This window comes from Algoriphagus marincola DSM 16067 (genome assembly GCF_000429405.1).
Lineage (GTDB): Bacteria > Bacteroidota > Bacteroidia > Cytophagales > Cyclobacteriaceae > Algoriphagus > Algoriphagus marincola.
This window is the reverse complement of the sequence record NZ_KE386897.1, coordinates 428821-446020: the sequence shown is the minus strand read 5'-3', so window position 1 is coordinate 446020 and position 17200 is coordinate 428821. Positions and strand designations below refer to the sequence as shown.

Genomic DNA, 17200 nt, shown 5'->3' with positions numbered 1-17200 from the left:
TCCTTTCTTGCTTTTTCTGATTGATTCTTCCCTAGATTATGGGTTTCAATCCGCTTACCTTCCCGATCAATATTTACCGTGACTAGATGAACATGGGGATGACCTGCATCAAAATGCTGATAAATCAGACAAGGCTGATTTCCAAATCCAATTTTATCCAAATAGGTTTTGCTGATCTCTTCCAGACGATCATCAGTAAACTTTTCACCTGAAGCAAAATTGAGGGAAATATGAACCGCATTGGTTTTTGTTCTTCGATTCAAAGAGGTTAAATCCTGAAACCGATGAACCAATTGAGTTAGGGTAAGCTTTTCTACTCCTGAACTAAAACCCTGATGGGATATCAGTTTGGCAGAAGACTCTTGGCGTTTGGCTTCATTGTATCGAATTAATCCATAAACTGATTTCCCGGTACTTATTCTGACAACCATTTGATCTGAAGTTTTCCCAAGACCTCCTCAATTTTCTTTATCTCAAACTCCAGACTTTTACCAAAATCCAACAGCTTTTTAGCCAAAAGGAATTTCTGAATGGAGCCCGAACTTCCATGAAATTCTTTAACAACCTGATTCAGATTTACTCCTATTTTCTTCAATTCAAATTCAATCGCTATCAGCACTTCCATGGTGTTGGATAGTCCTCTTTCCTGAACCTGAATTCTTATGGGTTGACGCTGCAAAATTCTTCGAATCAATTCACTCATGGAAAGGCTTGGGTCCCGATCAAGAATCTTCTTTAATTCTTGATAACGAGACTCGGATATCCTCCCCTCTACTCTTCGAGGGAAACCTTTCTCAATTTTCATTCTTTTATTTTTTACCATCTTGATTACCTTTTTTAAGTTCTAAAATGCGACTCCGGAGCAGGCCCAAAGGGGGGTTGTTGTAGACAATCCTACATCTTGCTTACTGCACCACAGCGCAGTACTTCCCTTTCAGGGCTTTTTCTCAAAACCTGTCAGGCTTTCAAACAGACTCCTAAAAATCATCTTTCAGATAATTGCTAAAATCGGGCACTAATCAGATCAACATTAGTTTTCAAGATTATAAAGCCAAGTCGCAGCAGCAGCTTTCCAGTCTCTAAGCGGAGACCCAGATTCTGTTCTCCAACCTAAACCTTGATAGTAAAAGAAAAAGACTTCGCTCTCCTCCAACGGATAATCCAATCCGATAAAAAAACGATTCACTTCTTCCAAACTGGGACCAGGACAAGGGGTCCGTAATGTTTCCATGTGTTCATGTATCATAGCATTTGAGTTTTTTGATTGGGTGAACTTCCGAAGAGATAAAAACAAACATTCACCATCACTTATTGACTCAGGTATTTTTTTAAAAAGATTCAGAAAAATCCCCCTACTCCTATTCTACTGGTGAAAAGCCTTCAAAATCATTCTTTTAATTAGAATCCCTAAAATTTAAACTATGGAAATTGAACTGATTACCCTTGCTGATTTGCAATCCCTGAAACAAGAAATCCTATCTGAAATCAGGGAATTGATCAAACAAAAAAATCCAGATTCGAATAAAAAATGGCTCAAATCCAAAGATGTCCAGAGAATTCTTCAAATTTCACCCGGCACTTTACAGACCCTGAGAAACCGAAAATTGATACCCTTCACCCGGCTGGGAGGTGTTATTTATTACAAGCAGGAAGACCTTAAAAAAGTAATGGATAAGAAAGGAGAAGATGAATTTGAATTTTTGAAAAGAGGAAGGTTTTGAATAAGGCTGGTAAAACGCAATATTTCTTTGATTAAAAATAGTAGTTTAAGTTACTCGCCAAGCATTACAACCTGACTTGCATTGAAAAAAAATAGGCGAAAAAAGAAATTGGATTAAATGCCAATTTTCCAAATCTCCCTAATCATTCTTATTCAATTTCCTTTTCGCCCTGGAGGTATTTAATACTTATTTGTTTATTTCATCTATTTTCTAATTCAACCCTCTTGTTTGTAATACTTGATTCAACTTAGGCTTCATCCCAAATTAAAACCGTATTCCATTAAATTATCAGTTTGGCCAATTTGTCAGAAGCTATCCAAATTCCGAGCTACAGGATCTCTGAGGTTTTGGGAAAATACAGAGAGGGTAGTATCCGGTAAAATCTACCATTGGTTTTACAATTCAACCAAAAAAAACATACTCCTTTCGGGGAATGGAGAACAAGTAAAGTCAACCTGATTCAAATGGAAACAGGTTGACTTTAAGAATAAAATTCCTACACCTAGCAATTCCACCCAGATCAAATTGATCTATTAATCCAATGGAATGAAAGTTAACAACGTAAATAAAATATTTGTCGCCATATGTGTGAATAAGGGGTATTTAAATCCAAATGCTATTCTGGTATACCCTGCAATTGTTGCACTAAATAGCTGAGGCAATGTAATTATTGGCAGCAATAAAAGATTAACCATACTTAATTCGAAATTAAATATATGGAGCCAAGCAAAACTAACACATGACAAATAGTAAATAAATTTGAAATTATCTTTCCAAAAACGATCAATTAACTTTTTGACTTTTTCTCTACTAAAAATTATGTAGGTAATTATTATGAATAATATTCCAATTAACACCCTAAACAAAAATGTTTCGTCTACAAGGGATATTCTAGATTTGAAAACAGCTTTTGTTAGTATGTAATAGATAAAAGTTCCTGAAGTTACCGCAAGATAAGTAGGTTTAAATTTCAATGACAACCTGAAAGTGATTTCCTCATATACTGGCAAAATAACTCCTGCAACTAATACTAAAACAAAAGGGCTAAATCTTTCTAACATATTGATTGAAGTAAGATTTTCTGGCTCGTAAATAAATTGGAGTAAGGATGCAATACTAATTGAAAAGCAAATTTTAATAAAGAATAAGCCAATTGTGTCATAGACCTTTTGTTTTACTGTTTTTACTTTTAACGGATTACTGTAAGGACACCTAATGAAGTTTAATAAATCCTTAATAAGAGATAGATAGTATTTTGGTTTTAGTAAAGGGTAGTTCATTTTGTTTACCTAAACTGTTTTGGCTTTAAATTCTTGCTGGCATTTTCCACAATTTCTTGAACTCTTTTTTGCCTTGTCACTTCTCTTTTGGCTGAAACAACCCAGTGCAATAAAATCTTTTTATCGGACTTCGATAGCTTAGAAAAATACTGGATTGCTTCTTTGCAATTGATAAGTTGTTCGTTTAAGTCTTTGGGAATGACCAATGCTTCAACCTGATCTAAATTGGTCCAAGAGCCATTTTGCTTTGCAATTTTGATACAATCATATCCTGCTTTCGTCATTCGGTTATTTTGAATGAGATTAGCCACTTTTGCTTTATTAACATTTGACCAATTACTGGTTGGCTTCCTTTTTGAAAAGTATTGCATGTATCTCTCTTTGTCAATAGTCTTTTTGGTACTATCTATCCAGCCAAAACATAACGCCTCATCCACGGCTTCGCTCCAAGTAATAGAAGGAATACATGAATTTGACTTATAATAAATGAGCCAAACTGACTTCTTGAATTGATGGTTTTCATGTAACCAGTTCCGCCATTCAGTTGGTGTTTTCGGACAAAATGTTTCCATATTTATAACTCGTTCTGCTGTCCAAGCCAGTTTAAAATAGCTTGATTTGTTTCCTCAGGCTTTTCTTGCTGGATCCAATGTCCGCAATCAAGACTTACCTCTTCTAAGTTTGGAACAATCTTTCTAAGATTTTCAGATTTTGGAATCGTATCCTGTTCACCATAGATCATCAAAGTGGGCTGGTAGATTATTGGCTTGATTTCTGCCATTAAATGCCAGTTTCGGTCCATATTTCGGTACCAATTGATAGCACCTGTAAAGCCGGTTGACTCAAAAGTGGATATGAATACGGACAATTCACCTTCTTCCATTATGGGCTCGCCAAGTGGTCTTTCACCTTTTGCAAGATTGATCATTAACATTCCCGGTTGAGGAGGAGCCATAGGTATATTTTTGCGGAATAGGTTAAGGAAAAATCTGGACACATTCTCATCCATGATTTGATCGGCAACCCCATGCTGTCTGTTAAAATGAACAAAGTAAAAGTCCGGCCCAAAAAACTCCTCCATCATTTCAAGCCATGGTTTTTCACCTCGCCCCTGATAAGGCAAAGCCAAATTGATTATTTTGTTTACTCGCTTTGGATGAAGAAGCGCCAAGTTCCAAACAACATTTGCACCCCAATCATGCCCAACAAAGATGGCCTCCTGATATCCATAATAGTCAAGTAAAGCGACCAAATCACTTGTCAGATGCTCGGTATCATAGTCTTCTACTGTAAGTGGACGAGATGAATTCCCATAACCTCTCTGATTAGGAACGATGACATGATACCCAGCTTCAACCAAAGCTGGTATTTGATACCGCCATGAATAGGCAAGTTCCGGGAAGCCGTGACAGAGTACGATGGGATTACCTTTGTTTTCTATACCTGCTTCAAATACTTCCAATTCAATCCCATTTATAGGAATGAAGATTGGCTTTGGAAATTCAACTGAATTTTGATTTTGAATCGGTGTATTTTTCATAAAATTTTATTTTTCGCCTAGTCTTAAACTGTTGTTTATTTATACATCATTCCATAGCATTTTCACGGAGACCAAAACGAACTCCGTTCAAACTGGAACTGTATTTTTATCTAACTCAAATTATTTTCAAGGTTTCAATTAATTGAATTCGAACCAGGTAGACTTATTCCCAACCTGGATTTCAAATCTTACCCTACTAGGTTTTGAAGGTGATTTGGTAGGGTACCAATTGCGTCCCTTCTTAGAAATCACCAAGAGACCTGAGTCCTCACCCATCGCCAAAAAATCAGCATCCTTTGGGCCTTTGGGGAAATAATCCAAACCAGATTTGGCTTTAATTATTTCAGCCATTTCCAATGGAGAATCGGCAACTACCCCAATTTCATTTATCCCAAGAATGCTTTGGGTTGAAAAATTGCCAACCATGTCAATTTGTAGGTCCCTCCGTGAAATGAATTCCAAAATATTCCCATGGGAATCTTCGAAATAGACTGACTTTGCTTTCCAGTTTTCAAAATCTACAATAGGACCAGCATCAGAATTCAGAATTTTAATTCCTCTTTCTTTCAACCATTGAAATGCCAATTCACTTGAATGATTGGGGATAAGAAATGCAAAATGATACTTCGGGGCAGACCTTGTAGTCTCTTTTTCAAAGAGCAGTTCTGAGGAACCTACCCGAAAAACCACTTGATTCTTTTTCCTGGAAAGAAGCTCAAAGCCTAGTGCTTCTCTATAAAACTTCACCGTTTCCTCTAAATTTTCACTTTGCAATACAAGTGTTAAAATCTCCATGCCTTCTTTTCCTCAAATGAGTTCAAATAGCTCTTCGGTGCTTCGCCGAACTTTCTTTCGGAACTGTGCCAAATCGTCCGCTGCTCGAAAACCTACCGGAGCTACTAAGACAGCATGTAATCCCTGCTCATGTAAGCCCAAAATTTCATCATATTTATCCGGCTCAAATCCTTCCATGGGGCAGGCATCCAATTTAAGTTCTCCAGCCGCAATCAACAGATTATTCATAGCCAAATAGACTTGTTTTTCCGACCAAGCTTGTTTCTCTGACTCTCCCATCGAGTCAATATTTTCCTTAATACTTTGTCCATAAGCTTGAATGCCGGGTTTCTTGGATTCATCTACCCCCTCCTGCAAAAGGTGGATATAGGAATCTACCCCTTCATTGAAATTTTGCTTGTAACTACAAAAAACAAATAAATGAGATGCATCCGTGATTTGCGATTGGTCCCAAGACGCTTCCCGAAGCAATTCCTTCACTTTTGGATCTTCAATAATCAAAACCTTATACAGTTGAAGCCCATAGGAGGAGACCGAAAGTCGAACAGCCTCTTTAAGCAATTCCAAATGAGTTGGATCAATTTTTTTGGTTGGGTCAAATTTCTTAGTGGCATAGCGCCAGTTTAAGGTGTTTATCAAGTTCATATTTTTTTCTTTTTTAGTTTTTATAAAATCTGATTTTAAAATCCGACTGAAATCCGTATTTCAAATACAATCCCATCCCCATGGTAGAGGCTTGGAGGACAGCTCTGCTGGCACCATCTTTCTTCAGCTGAGCTAGCGTTGCCTCGAATAAGTGATTTGCCAGACCTTTTCCCCGAAAAGAGGGAATCACTCCAATCGAATAAATCCCAGATATACTCCTGGAATCTTTAAAGATCATGCTGGTTCCAATAGGCCTACCTTCAAATGAGGCAGTGAAAAAACTCACTTTTTCCCCGAGGGCTAACACTGTAATAGGTGGTATTTCATACCCGAAGGCCTCAAAGAACACCCGAGACCAAATCGATGCTTGTTCAGGAGTTTTTACCAATTGCAGTTTGATCGGCGAATCGGATCTGAAGGAAAAAGAAGCCAAATCACGGGACATCCCCACCAAATCGGACGTAGAATGGAAGCCACATTCACCTAGTAGATCATCCTTGTTTTCATCCTCCCAAATTGCCAGACTAAAGGGTTTTCTCAGTGATAGCGATGGGACAGTCAACAGCTTTTGGGAATTCAATGAGCCTTTTATCCATACCTTATTCGGCCAATCTCCCTCAGTTCCGAAACTGGCAAAAACCCCATTCTCTGAAATGAATTTACCGGATAAAAGCCCTCCTATTTTCCATAATTCAGTAAGGTTGAATAGATTTTGATATTTCAACACATTCATTTTACCACTAGGATTTAATTAGTAATACTGAAAGAATCATCAGGGAGATTCCCATCATTCTTTTTAACGTGATGGGCTCAACAGGTAATCCAAACCACCCAAAGTGGCTAGCCAATCCAGCAAAAATCAATTGACCGCTTAAACCAAAGGCGACCGTAGTAGAAATCCCGATTTTTGGAATTACATAGTAAAAAGAAGCAATTGCAAGAAAGCTCAGAACTCCCCCCAAGAACAATAAGTACAATGGAATGGTCTGAATTTTTTCCAGCACAGCCATATTCTCTTTAGTAAGTAGCAATACCAATACACCGAGTGAAGCACTGACTAGGAGACTTATAGAAGATGCTACTAATGCATTGTCTAACCTTACCCCAAGCTGCGCATTTAGACTGCCTTGCAAGACAATCAGAATTCCAACTCCAAAGGCCCCCACCATCAAATGAAGATTTTCCATTTTCAGATCAATCATTGGATAGGTATAGCTATTGGACGCATTGGTGCTGCAGAAGCTCCTCTCAACTTTAGTGAGCTACCGATAAAAGCAAATTCATAAACCTTATCTTGGGCTAAACTCTCCAGATTCATTTGCTCGATAAACATGACACCTTTTTCGGCCAACAAATAAGTATGGACTGGAACCCAATTGTCTTCCCTTTCTGGAGGAAATGCTTCGAAACTTAAATTATCTGCACCCAAAAGCATGATCCCTTGATCTTCCACTAGCCATTTAACTGCGTCTAGGTTGATCCCGGGGTAGTTATCCAGATACTGGTCAGCATGTTCGTAATGCCTAGCTTGCCCGGTTCGAATGAGTACAATGTCTCCTTTCTCCAGTTTCGTTCCTTGCTTTTCGAGCGCTGATTTCAAATCAAAAGAGTTGATTCGATAATTATCAGGCAGCTGTTCTACTCCTTTCAGAGCCAGGACGTCTATTAAAACACCTCTTCCGATTATGGGAGGAATAGTTTCAGCCCCAGTTTTTTTCCAACCCTTGTCACCTAAGTATTCATCAGCTGAAAAGCCATTCCAGATTTTATTATTCAAGCCAAAGTGATTCAATGCATCGATATGGGTTCCCATGTGGGTATACATGGAAATAGCATCGCCGGTATAGCTGACTTTGGAATTCATCGCCTCTCCCATTCCATTGGGATTGTCAATGAGCGTACCTTTGGGAGTGTGGGTCATCCAAAATTGATAGGCTGGATCTCCCAAAGCATGAAAGCTGGGCATTCCAACAAAATACTCCACACTCAAGTCATAGATTTTTCCAGACCCAATCCGGCTCAACACCACTAATCTACTCTGATCGCTCATCAAATTGAGCGTACCTATTTCATCTTCGGGGCCCCAAGGGCTGATTCCAACTTCTTCAGATAACATGACCTGTGAAAGGCCAAAACCTGCCTGAAAGGTTAAGAAATAGGAAATGAACATCCATTTTTTCATGATATTATAATTTTTTGGTTTATAATGACCCTTCAAAGGTCCACCATTTGCAATCCCTGTCGAATGACCTGGATTAAGTCTTTCACTTAACCTAGATCAAGATGAATCCTGAGCTCCTATGGCAAAGTCTGGATAAATATATCTCGCTCTCTGAGTCTGAAAAGGCATTGATCCTATCCAAACTCAGCAACCGCAACTTCAAAAAAGGTCAGTTTTTGGTTTTTGCAGGAGGCAAAAGCAAAGTGACCAATTTCGTCATTGACGGCTCTGTCATGGCCTATTTTACTGATTCCAAAGGCCTCGATCATATCATCCAATTTGCCTTTGAAGGTTGGTGGATCAGTGATTTGAAGAGCTTTATTACCCAGAAAGAGGCTATTTTCAATGTTCAGGCCTTGGAGGAAAGTACGGTTTTGGAACTATCCTATGAAGACCTGGAAGAGCTTTATGCACAAATCCCTTCCTTAGAGCGCTTTTTCCGAATCGTCACCCAAAGGGCTTTTGTGGCCTTTCAAGAGCGAATTTTAGAAACCATCAGTCAATCAGCCGAAGAACGGTACCGGGCATTCCATGATAAATTCAGAAAGTACGAAACCCGAATCCCTCAGAAATTAATTGCCTCCTATCTGGGTGTCACCCCCGAGTTTTTCAGCCGAATGAAAAAGAAAATGGACTGGTGAAATCCCTAAGTTTTTTGAAAACCCTTATTTTGTGTCATGGTTACGCGAAGCTCATCCCTATTTGAAATCCCCCTGACTGATCAGGAGGCTCAAATCATCGACGAATTAATCCCCATCAAGACGTTCAAAAAAGGTACTATCCTTTTGAAAGAAGGCCAAGTGGCCAGAGAATCCTATTTCAATCTCAAAGGATTGGTTCGCCTGTTTTACCTGATCGATGGAGAAGAAAGAACCATCCACTTTTTTGAAGAAGGCCAACCCATTGCTTCCCTTTCCAGCTACCTGAATAAAACGCCGGCCAATCATTATTTGGAATGTGTAGAAGACAGCACGCTGACCATTCTGAGTTACGATAACGAACAGGAATTAATAAAGAAAGTACCAGTTTTTGAATCGGTTTGTCGGGTATCCATAGAGCAGGAGTTTGGGAAAAACCAACAAATGCTCGCTGATTACATGATCAAGTCACCGGAGAAACGCTACTTGGAACTTCAGGAAAATCAACCAGAACTCCTCAACAGGGTTCCCCAGTATATTCTTGCTTCTTATCTTGGAGTAAAACCAGAGTCTCTTAGCAGAATTCGAAAACGGTTGGCCACCAAAGCCTGACCTATGCAACATGAATAGCCACATTCCCTGCTTTTCTTCCTTTTTCCACATAAGTATGGGCGGCAGGGATTTCGTTGAATGAATAAACTCTATCCAAGTAAGGTCTGATTTTTCTTTCCGCCAGCAAAGATTGAATCACTCTCAAGTCAGTCTTTTTTTGCTCAGCAATCCCGACAATGATTTGCTCTTTTTTACCTCCTAAGGTCTGTGTCAGCAAATCCAAATAATCGGATAAGGCGGCATCATTTGACAAATATTTCCCCTCGGGATTAAGTAAATGCTTGATCTCCCGAAAAGAAGTTTTTCCTACCGCATTAATAATCAGATCAAATTTTTCAGAAAGTGACGTAAAGTTCTCTTTATCGTAGCTAATTACCTGATCAGCTCCCCATTTTTTCACCCAACTCGCATTTTTTGAACTGCAGACCCCTATTACGTATGCATCCTTTGCTTTAGCCAATTGAAGCATAGCTGACCCAACCGACCCGGATACTCCATGAATCAATACCTTCATTCCCGGCTTCAGATTTACTTTTTGAAGAAAATGATATGCAGAAAGAAAGCCAATCGGAACCACCGCAGCTTCCTCAAAGCTCAAGCCGTCGGGTATTTTTGCCAAAGGCGACTCAACATCGACTGCTACGTATTCGGCATAAGTCCCTGACTTCATCCCCATGCTTCCAAATACGCGGTCCCCAACCTGAAATTCGACCACTTCCTCTCCGACCATTTCAACTACTCCGGCAAACTCATGACCAAGCAAAGTATTCTTTGGCTTTAAAATCCCGGAATGAAACCGAATAGGAAAAGGAGTTGCGCTACGGACTCTCCAGTCTCCTGCAGTCACGGAAGTGGCGTGGATTTTCACCAAAAGCTCATTGGCTTTTGGCTCAGGTTTTTCCAGTGTATCGGGATTCAACACAGTTGGTTCCCCATATCTTTTGAAAGTAAATGCTTTCATTTTCAAAGAGTTTTGATTTACACTTCAAAAGTAAAATCCACTTCTCTCCCAAAAATTGACTTGGGTTAAGAAGTGGAATTTTGGAAAAAAAATGATTGAATTAATGCTTCAATGCTAAATGCAAAATTGGAAAAGGCTTTCCCTGTGGATCCAATTCAGAACGTCCGATTATTTTAAACCCACAGTGTAAATAGAAGCCCAAAGCCTGCTCGTTCTGCTCATTGACATCTAATTTCTCAACTCCCATTTCACTTATAGCATAATCTAGGCAGAATCTCCCCAGTCCTTTGCCAAAAGCATCCGAATGTAAAAATAACATCGCCAAATTTCCTTCGGCAACCCCTAAGAAACCTAAGATTTGATTATTGGAATCACGAACTACCCGTAGGTCGACCGCATATAAATAAGAATCCAGTATCAATGGTTTGAAGTAAGCAATATCCTCTTCTGACAAAAAATCATGGGTTTTTCTTACAGAATCCTCCCAAATCTCCACTAAAAGTGGAAAGATAGAAGGCTCACATGTTCCTATTGTATAGTTCACTTTACAGGAGTTTTATTAAAATTGGTCTAAAGCCAGTTTGGCAATTTCCCGGGTGATCACTGTAGGAGAGTTACAATCGCAATTACTCAATCCAACAACGTAAATATCCTGCTCTGGAAGATAAACCCCCATGGATTTAAATCCAAAAACACTTCCCCCATGCTCTCTGACCGGAACTCCATCGAAATCTTTGAGATGCCAGCCATATCCGTATGTCAAAGTCTCTCCATTGGATAAAGCCCCTGGAGTAAAGGCCTTTTGCAGGCTTTCCTGCTTCATAAGTACATCTGTATTCAAGGCATTTTGCCAAATCAGTAGATCATCTACAGTAGACATCAACGAGCCTGAGGCATAGGGAATAGTCAAACTCACCCACATTTTATTGGTGTATCCATTTCGATCATGGTAACCATAAGCACGCATTTTCACCAATTCCCGATCGGAAGCATAGCGGGAATTCCTCATACCCAATTTTTGAAAAATTCGCTGCTCAATAAAATCCTCATAGCTCATACCAGAAACTAGCTCCATTACATGACCCAAAACCACATAACCTGAATTATTGTATTCAAATTTTTCCCCCGGAAGAAAATCCACTGGTTCATCCTTGAAAAAATCAACCAACTCCTTTGGACTTTGATCAGTTCTGGCAATCGACATGATTGATCTCATTTTTGTAAAATCCTTGATTCCGGATGTATGATTCAATAAATGTTGAATGGTCAATTTTTCCCCTTGAACAGGAAAATCTGGAATGTACTTTCTCACATCATCTTCTATGCTGAGTTTTCCTTCTTCTGCTAACATCAAGATTCCAACTGCTGTAAACTGCTTGGTCATAGAACCGATCTGGAAAACATTTTCAGGAACCATTGTCACTTCCAATTCCAAATTGGACATACCAAATGCTTTTCGGTATATCGGCTCACCGCCTTTGGCTACCATAAAAACCGCTCCCGGTCCTTCCGAATCAAACATCTCGTTCAGAAGGCTGTCGATTTTTGCCTCTATTGATTGTGCCAGAAGTGGATTAGAAAGGATTGAAACGGATGTAAAAACAGCCAAAAAGGCTAGACTGAATTTTCTGAATGTGTACATTTTTATTTTTGGTTTAGTTTTTAATGTTTTCTGATACAGCATTGATTTCCAAAACCTCTTGTAAGAGGGAGTCCAATGCATTTCGATCCATAAATTTTCCATTTAGGATAACTGCGGCTATTTTCTGGGTGGACTGAATATCCTCTAGAGGATTGGAGTTGAGAAGAACGAGATTCGCGTTTTTCCCTGGAGAAATGCTTCCTTCCAGTGCCTGAGTCCCAAGGTATCGGGCTGGAGTAACTGTTGCTGCTTTCAAAATTTCGAAGGGTTCCATCCCCAAGTCTTGCAAAAGCGCCATTTCTTCATGAAGGGAAAAGCCTGGAACAACTAAGCCGAAGGTATCGGAACCGATCATAAGCGGCACTCCAGCATCGGAGAGTCGAAGGGTGAAATCCTGCATCCATACCAGCCATTCGCTTACTAAAATCTCGGCATCTTTATCGAAAAGCACTTTTCCCTTCAAGTCCCTTCGATATGGATTTTGCTCCGAAAGCCAATAATTCCTATCACCGGGAAGCATGTATTTTGCATATTCCACTTTACCCAACTTTTCGAACTCAGAATCATGGAGGTAATTTACTATCCGCTCGAAAACCTTTAGCGTAGGAACAACGGTAATCCCGCTGGTCTTAATTTCCTCCACCATTTTGGCCAGAAAATCCCCATCATTTCGCTGAGTTTCCCCAAAGAGATAGACAAATTCCTCCACATGCTCGATGGACTTCATTCTCAGGGAGTAGTCTAAATCCATTGCCCGTTGCGCATGTCCGATGACTGGAAGCCCTTCTTTTTCGGCTTCCTCCAAGAGACTCAGGTAGGTATTTTCTGGGAGATTGTCTGCGATTTTCAGGAAATCATATCCCTTTTCGACATGGAGTTGAACCATTTCTCTCGCCTCCTCCTCACTTTGCAGCATGGAGGAATTCAAGTAAGGTCCTGTGGTGAAATATCTGGGACCCAGAACTTCACCTGAATTAATTTTTTCCCGGATAGCCACCTGATCCTGCCAGTCATATTCTGCCATATTCCGGACTGTGGTCACCCCATTGGCCAGCAAAAGATTCAGATCGCGCTCGATACCTCCTAGTTGATTTCTCCAATGAAAGTGCATCTCATGAAATCCTGGAACCAAATACTTTCCCGAAGCATCCACTACTTGGTAATTGCCTGATTTCGGACTATTCGATGCAGCTTGAATACGTTGAATTTTCTGATTTACAATCAGAACTTCTTGGTCTTCCAATACCTGATTAGAGGTCATGCTAATCACATTCACATGATTAATTAGCAGTGTATCAGACTTTTGACCCTGAATAACCTCATTTAGAAAAGGCAATAGTATTCCCAGAATGAATAATTTCATTTTTAAATTGAATAAGGTGTCTTAGAAATTTTAATCTATCCGGGTAAGCATAAGATTTTTAACTCTGCTATTTGACAGCTTAACTTGATTTACATACCCTTTTGTGTCAGTAATAAATTCTACAATATTGACAGGCCAATTTCCTCTAAAAGCATTTGCAGTAATTCTTTCCAAGGATATATCACCATGCCTTGGATGATAGACCATCAATGAATCTCCAACTACTTTAAATTTATACGAAGTTTGTAGCTCCTCACTGTAATACTCTCCTTCAAAATCCTTCAGGTCAGATGCTGAAAAGGAATTTTCCCCAAGAGGAACCCAGATGTTTACTATGCCTTCTTTTGAAATCGACTTGGCACTACTTACTTCTCCATTTTGAATATCAAACCTCAATTTTCGTCCATCAGCGTCTTTTATATTGAATTTTCCATCACCAAAATACTCAAGTATACGTTCAGAAGTTCCGACAATTGCAATGAGTTCTTCTCCCTTTTTTTGAATCTGAAATACCCTCTTTTCGTAGGTATCCCAGTAATATCCTCCAATAAGTTTCGCAAGTTTTGGATCTACACTTTGCTTCACTTGCTGCGGAGATGCTGATTGGCTATTGGATGTTCCATCGATATCCAAAAGAATTTCAGAAACCCCAATGAGTTTTTGTCCCAAATTTGAAGAACTGAAGTTGGAAAGGATCGAAATGCTCAGATTCAAGTCTGGAAAAGTGGCAATCTGAGCTCGAAAACCTCCAATCGATCCGGAATGATGGATTCTCTTTTGGCCCCTATATTTATCTACAAATAATCCAAAGGCATAATTGCCAAGCTGCCCATTGGAATACCTTCCAAGCTCCTTCATTTGCTCAAAAGTATTTTCCCATCCTGGTTTTGGATCATAAAGATTTTTAGCCCAAAGCAGTAGGTCTTCGGTGGTTGAATGGATATTTCCTGCCCCGGTGTAGTTCCAATAGTCCATGGCTCGCTCAAATACGTTCTCCTGACTGTGATAATAGGAAGAGGCATTTCCCGGAACTACCCGTGTATAGTTATCTTCTACATAGGTATGGTTCATACCGAGTGGTTCAAAAACCTCGCTTTTCATCCATTCAGCAAATGACCTCCCGATAAGCCGCTCTACCACCAAAGCCATCAGGACATAACCTGAATTACAATAGCCATATCGTTCCCCAACCGGATAATTCAAGTCTGTTTGCAAAGTCAAAAATCGAAATACATCTTCATTGGTTCGGACATCATCTCCTCTCCAACCAGCTAAACCCAACATGTCATGCACACTTCTTAATCCACTGGTATGATGAATTAAGTGACGAAAATTGATTTTTTGGCCAAAATCAGGCAATTCGGGCAGGTATTTCCGAATATCATCGTCCAGCGAAAGGAGTCCTTTTTCCGCCATTCTGAGAATAGCAATCGCTGTGAATTGCTTGGAAACCGAAGCTATATTATATAGAGTGCTCGGTGTGTTAGGAACCTCAAAATCCAAACTGGCCAAGCCGAAAGCTTTGGAATAAATGATTCTACCGTCTTGCATCACCCCAACCGTTCCCCCAGGCATCCCCGACTGATTCCATTCCTGAAATATGGAATCTAGAAGCAATTCCTTTTCAGAGCTTAACTGTGCAAAGGAAATCCCGCATGCAATGATATAAATAGCGAAACTGAAGACTAGCTTTTTCATTGGGTCTGATTTTTTTTAGATCTGTTCAAATTAGCTCTTCTTCTTTGAAGGATGAGAATGGATATCATATAAATTAATACAATCCATGCGGGGATAAAGGAAAAGCGATCATCTGGAAAACCATATCCCAAAATAAGAATCCCTGCTGTCCTTAAAACTGCATGAAAAATACCTATCCAATGTTTGAGAATCCAAGAAACAGGAACCCACATGGAACCAGTCAAGATTCCTATGGAAATCGGTAAGGAATTGGAATCCATAAGGAAAAAGGGAATTGCTATTCCATAGGATAATATTGACTGAAAGACTGCAAACAAGAAGAGCCTGTCAAATTCATTTGGAGCCTTACTTTGATCCAAAAAATTCTCCCCAGTAAACCTGGAAATGAAGATACCAAAATAAATAATGGAGCCAGTTCCGATAAATAAAATCCAAACTCTCCAGAATTCTGAAACAAAGAGAGAGGAAAGCCCAATCAGAGTCCATACCAACATCCCTGCTAAAGGGGTGGCTAAAAACAATCGGCTTGAGTATTCCAATCGTTGTTCCTCTAATGTTTGCTCCATCTTTATCATTGATTTACAGTTAGTTTCACTCGAATTCCCAAAAGTAAAAGGCTACTGATTGAAAAAAATTGATCTGGGTTAAGAAGTGATTTTTAAATTTTTCAATCCTCTGGACATTCTTAACCTAAGTCAATTTCCCGCCTTTTTTTCCGCCCTAGGTTTGTAAAAAATTTAGGACGAAATGAAAAATCTCATAGATCAAAGCGACCGAAACCTCATTCTCGGGCTGACAGGCGTACTTTATTTAGCTGTGATAGTTTGCGGACTTTTCAGTGAAATGGGAGTTCGGGGAGTTTTATTCCTGCCAGAAGACATACAGCAGACGATGGAAAACATCAAGGGAAACCAAAGTCTCCTTAGACTGGGAGTAGCATCAGACATGCTCATGGTTTTGGCTGATATCGGATTAGCTTGGTGCTTCTTCATCTTATTTCGGAAGAATTTTCCAAAATTATCCTATTTGGCTGCATTCTTAAGACTGGTGCAGGCAGCCCTAATAGGAATCAACTTGATTCATCTTTTACAAATCCCTGCGCTTTTCCAATTTTTTTCTAATCCAACAGAACCTCTTTGGGTAGCCCAAAAAGTTAGCTATCTAATCGAATCTCATCGTCTTGGCTACTTACTCAGCGGAATTCCTTTCGGAATGAGCTGTGTGGTTTTGGGCTATATGATGTACAGATCCGGCTGGTTTTCAAGAATTCTTGGAGTCATGGTATTCATCGCCGGCTTTGCTTATCTAATTGATTCCTTCACCAACATCCTTTTGCCGCAATACGCATCACAAAGTGAAATCCTGGTCTTAGCCACTGCGGTGATCACAGAATTATCCCTTTGCATTTACCTGATAATTAAAGGATTGAATAAAAACTAAACCAACTATTACATACTTAAACACAAGTAAAATGAGAAAAATCGTTTCAACTTTCGCCGTGGTTCTAGCCACAACTTTGCTTCTGAGTTCATGCCACTCTTACACCGTCACCGTAGGAGAAGGTTCACAAACGGGCATAGAGTACAAAGAGAAAAACCATTACCTGATTGAGGGATTGGCTCCTTTGAAAATATCCGATCCCGAAAAAATGGCCCGTGGTGCAAAGAATTATGAGGTAACCACTAAGCATACTTTCGTGGATGGATTGATTCACGTTTTGACGTTCGGGATTTATGCTCCCACTACCACCATTGTGAGAAAGTAAATTACTTGGGATTTATGAATTTATGAGGTATCCGCATTTTATCCTGTGGATACCTTTTTCCTCTCTTTATCCTCTTTGATTAACGTAGAATGCTCCTTGGCTGCACAGGCTTGAAATCCAATGATATGATCTTTTCTGTGGGTAAAATTTATAATTTATAATCAATGAGTTCCTTGTGTTAATGAGGATTGATCTATTCTCATCAAACGAGAAAAAACTGGGGTTAAAATTAAAATTGATTCAAAAGATTAGACTAGACTAGTCCACTTCAAGCATAAATCAGAACCTATACCCTGTAAAAATGCAGAGCTAACTAAAT

At 39.5% G+C, this 17200-nt stretch carries 22 protein-coding genes; 5 read left to right on the top strand and 17 right to left on the bottom strand.

Going from position 1 to position 17200, the window contains the following annotated elements:
- The 3 genes from G457_RS0117095 to G457_RS0117085 all read right to left on the bottom strand — a co-directional run.
- The coding region (locus G457_RS0117095) for a relaxase/mobilization nuclease domain-containing protein (protein ID WP_026947542.1) at positions 1-431 on the bottom strand (431 nt) is incomplete at its 3' end.
- Positions 416-805, bottom strand: coding sequence for a hypothetical protein (locus G457_RS21820; protein ID WP_155847184.1), 390 nt, complete (start codon positions 803-805; stop codon positions 416-418). The genes G457_RS21820 and G457_RS0117095, both read right to left, overlap by 16 nt.
- 225 nt (positions 806-1030) lie before the next feature.
- Positions 1031-1231 (bottom strand): hypothetical protein, encoded by a 201-nt coding sequence (locus G457_RS0117085; protein ID WP_248602877.1) that lies wholly within the window; start codon positions 1229-1231, stop codon positions 1031-1033.
- A gap of 190 nt (positions 1232-1421) precedes the next feature.
- Here G457_RS0117085 and G457_RS21815 point away from each other — a divergent pair, with 190 nt between their 5' ends.
- Positions 1422-1721, top strand: a complete 300-nt coding sequence (locus G457_RS21815; protein WP_051260881.1) for a helix-turn-helix domain-containing protein — start codon at positions 1422-1424, stop codon at positions 1719-1721.
- 533 nt (positions 1722-2254) lie between these two features.
- Here the strand turns inward: G457_RS21815 and G457_RS0117075 are convergent.
- From G457_RS0117075 to G457_RS0117040, 8 genes are all read right to left on the bottom strand, one after another.
- Positions 2255-3001: a hypothetical protein gene (locus G457_RS0117075; RefSeq protein WP_026947540.1), complete on the bottom strand. Its 747-nt coding sequence runs from the start codon at positions 2999-3001 to the stop codon at positions 2255-2257.
- Between the two features lie 5 nt (positions 3002-3006).
- Positions 3007-3573, bottom strand: a complete 567-nt coding sequence (locus G457_RS0117070; RefSeq protein WP_035484149.1) for a YdeI/OmpD-associated family protein — start codon at positions 3571-3573, stop codon at positions 3007-3009.
- Between the two features lie 2 nt (positions 3574-3575).
- Positions 3576-4541, bottom strand: coding sequence for an alpha/beta fold hydrolase (locus tag G457_RS0117065; RefSeq protein WP_026947538.1), 966 nt, complete (start codon positions 4539-4541; stop codon positions 3576-3578).
- Positions 4542-4679: 138 nt separating this feature from the next.
- Entirely contained in the window at positions 4680-5336 is a 657-nt protein-coding gene (locus G457_RS21810; protein WP_051260880.1) for a VOC family protein, read from the bottom strand.
- Between the two features lie 12 nt (positions 5337-5348).
- Entirely contained in the window at positions 5349-5981 is a 633-nt protein-coding gene (locus tag G457_RS0117055) for an NAD(P)H-dependent oxidoreductase (RefSeq protein WP_026947537.1), read from the bottom strand.
- A gap of 13 nt (positions 5982-5994) precedes the next feature.
- Positions 5995-6714, bottom strand: a complete 720-nt coding sequence (locus tag G457_RS22365; RefSeq protein ID WP_026947536.1) for a GNAT family N-acetyltransferase — start codon at positions 6712-6714, stop codon at positions 5995-5997.
- A gap of 7 nt (positions 6715-6721) precedes the next feature.
- Positions 6722-7183, bottom strand: coding sequence for a DMT family transporter (locus tag G457_RS0117045; RefSeq protein ID WP_248602876.1), 462 nt, complete (start codon positions 7181-7183; stop codon positions 6722-6724).
- Positions 7180-8163, bottom strand: coding sequence for a cyclase family protein (locus G457_RS0117040; RefSeq protein ID WP_026947534.1), 984 nt, complete (start codon positions 8161-8163; stop codon positions 7180-7182). Before G457_RS0117040 ends, G457_RS0117045 begins: the two co-directional genes overlap by 4 nt.
- Before the next feature lie 101 nt (positions 8164-8264).
- Between G457_RS0117040 and G457_RS0117035 the strand changes: the two genes are divergently transcribed.
- Both G457_RS0117035 and G457_RS0117030 read left to right on the top strand, forming a co-directional pair.
- A complete protein-coding gene (locus G457_RS0117035) occupies positions 8265-8843 on the top strand; it encodes a Crp/Fnr family transcriptional regulator (RefSeq protein WP_026947533.1) in 579 nt (192 codons plus the stop codon).
- 36 nt (positions 8844-8879) lie between these two features.
- The gene (locus G457_RS0117030) at positions 8880-9452 is read left to right on the top strand and encodes a Crp/Fnr family transcriptional regulator (protein WP_026947532.1); all 573 of its coding nucleotides are present in this window, start codon (positions 8880-8882) and stop codon (positions 9450-9452) included.
- A gap of 1 nt (position 9453) precedes the next feature.
- Here the strand turns inward: G457_RS0117030 and G457_RS0117025 are convergent, their stop codons facing one another.
- The 6 genes from G457_RS0117025 to G457_RS0117000 form a co-directional block, all read right to left on the bottom strand.
- Positions 9454-10413: an NAD(P)-dependent alcohol dehydrogenase gene (locus G457_RS0117025; RefSeq protein ID WP_026947531.1), complete on the bottom strand. Its 960-nt coding sequence runs from the start codon at positions 10411-10413 to the stop codon at positions 9454-9456.
- A 100-nt stretch (positions 10414-10513) separates the two neighbouring features.
- Positions 10514-10957 carry a GNAT family N-acetyltransferase gene (locus tag G457_RS0117020; RefSeq protein ID WP_081701476.1) on the bottom strand — a complete coding sequence of 148 codons (444 nt, stop codon included), beginning with the start codon at positions 10955-10957 and terminating at the stop codon, positions 10514-10516.
- 15 nt (positions 10958-10972) lie between these two features.
- Positions 10973-12055, bottom strand: coding sequence for a serine hydrolase domain-containing protein (locus G457_RS0117015; protein WP_026947529.1), 1083 nt, complete (start codon positions 12053-12055; stop codon positions 10973-10975).
- A gap of 13 nt (positions 12056-12068) precedes the next feature.
- Positions 12069-13418: an amidohydrolase family protein gene (locus G457_RS21800; protein ID WP_051260879.1), complete on the bottom strand. Its 1350-nt coding sequence runs from the start codon at positions 13416-13418 to the stop codon at positions 12069-12071.
- A 30-nt stretch (positions 13419-13448) separates the two neighbouring features.
- Complete coding sequence (locus G457_RS0117005; protein WP_026947528.1) at positions 13449-15116, bottom strand: serine hydrolase domain-containing protein; 1668 nt, start codon at positions 15114-15116, stop codon at positions 13449-13451.
- Complete coding sequence (locus tag G457_RS0117000; protein WP_248602875.1) at positions 15113-15682, bottom strand: DUF7010 family protein; 570 nt, start codon at positions 15680-15682, stop codon at positions 15113-15115. The genes G457_RS0117005 and G457_RS0117000 overlap by 4 nt, the downstream gene beginning before the upstream one ends.
- 181 nt (positions 15683-15863) lie before the next feature.
- On the opposite strand from G457_RS0117000, the gene G457_RS0116995 reads away from it, so the two are divergent.
- Entirely contained in the window at positions 15864-16556 is a 693-nt protein-coding gene (locus G457_RS0116995) for a DUF4386 domain-containing protein (protein WP_051260878.1), read from the top strand.
- Positions 16557-16587: 31 nt separating this feature from the next.
- Positions 16588-16881 (top strand): Bor family protein, encoded by a 294-nt coding sequence (locus tag G457_RS0116990; protein ID WP_026947525.1) that lies wholly within the window; start codon positions 16588-16590, stop codon positions 16879-16881.
- The last annotated feature ends 319 nt before the right edge of the window (positions 16882-17200 follow it).